The organism is Pseudomonas sp. N40(2020) (assembly GCF_014472415.1).
GTDB lineage: Bacteria > Pseudomonadota > Gammaproteobacteria > Pseudomonadales > Pseudomonadaceae > Aquipseudomonas.
In genome coordinates this window covers 1-1380 of the sequence record NZ_JACSZV010000085.1, presented here as the reverse complement: position 1 = coordinate 1380, position 1380 = coordinate 1, and the positions used below count along the sequence as shown (strand labels likewise).

Below are 1380 nucleotides of genomic sequence, written 5' to 3'. Positions count from 1 at the left end.
GCATTGGTATCTACACATCTCCCGATCCTGGTCTATAAAAGGACGGCATGGATATCAAATGACCGGGCTAGATGCCCGACTGACAAAACGATACGACGAGTTAGTCATGGGACACAGTAATGGACTACCGGCGCTGGCCGCCGGGATGAAAGCCTTGCCGCGAAGCGACAAGGCTTTTGCGCAGACGCAAGCGCTCTGGAGATTTTTGAGCAATGACCGGGTCAGGCCCGTTGATCTGGTTAAACCGCTACTGGCGCTGGCGCATGAGGGTTGCCGAGATGACTGCGATGATTACGCACTGGTCATGCACGATTGGTCTCGGCTCAATTACATGCACCACCACAGCAAGGCTGATCGCCTGCAAATGACCCACCGAGGCGACATCGGCTATGAGCTGCAAAGCAGCCTGCTGGTCACGGATCGTGACGGTGCACCGATCTGTACTCCCGCTCAGAATCTAGCCACCAAAGACGGCGTGCTCAGCACGCGAGCCGAAGAAGTGCTGGCCCCTGAAAAACACCTCAATGAACTGACACAACGCATCACTTGGCTGGAGCAGCAGAGTTTTGCCAAGCCTCTTGTCCATATCGTGGATCGAGAGGCTGATTCAGTCGCTCATTTGAGACAGTGGCAGGCCCAGGGTCGGCACTGGCTGGTGCGGGTCAAGGCGGGTTCCACGGCCAGTCATGAAGGCCAGTCCAGGCCTCTGAGCCAAATCGCCAGCCAAATGAGCTACAGCGAAACCCGCAAGGTCGACTACAAAGGAAAATCCGCCATTCAATGGGTGGGAGAAACGGCCGTTGTGCTGACTCGCCAAGCCCAGCCCTTCACCAAAGATCGGGCCGACCGCAAGACGTTACGCAAGTCTGGCGAGCCTTTACCTGCCCGACTGGTCGTTAGCCGAATAATTGGGGACAACGGCCACCTGTTGGCCGAATGGTATTTGCTGAGCAACCTTGGGCCCCAGGTTGCGGCTGAACGATTGGCGCTCTGGTATTACTGGCGCTGGCGTATCGAGTCCTACTTCAAACTGCTCAAAGGCGGCGGACATCAGCTGGAAAACTGGCAGCAGGAAAGCGGCGAAGCCGTGTTCAAACGGCTGCTGATCGCTAGTCAGGCGTGCGCCGTCAGTTGGCGTCTGATGCGGGCAGAGGGTGAGTTTGCCGAGCAAACACGGAACTTTTTGGTCCGTCTATCGGGTCGACAAATGAAGCGCTCGCAGCCGGTAACGGCTTCTGCGGTGCTAGCCGGTTTGTACATGCTTTTGGCGATGTGCGAGACGCTGGAGCAATACACGCCACAGGAGCTGGCGGGTTTCGCTAAAGAAGCCATCGGCTGGGTGGCCAGCCGAAGACTTTAGAGATGTGTAGATACCAATGC

At 56.9% G+C, this 1380-nt stretch carries 1 protein-coding gene; it reads left to right on the top strand.

Going from position 1 to position 1380, the window contains the following annotated elements; all coding sequences use genetic code 11:
* A partial coding sequence (locus IAI51_RS27715; RefSeq protein ID WP_187681370.1) for a transposase occupies positions 1–1360 on the top strand: 1360 nt, incomplete at its 5' end.
* Positions 1361–1380 lie beyond the last annotated feature (20 nt).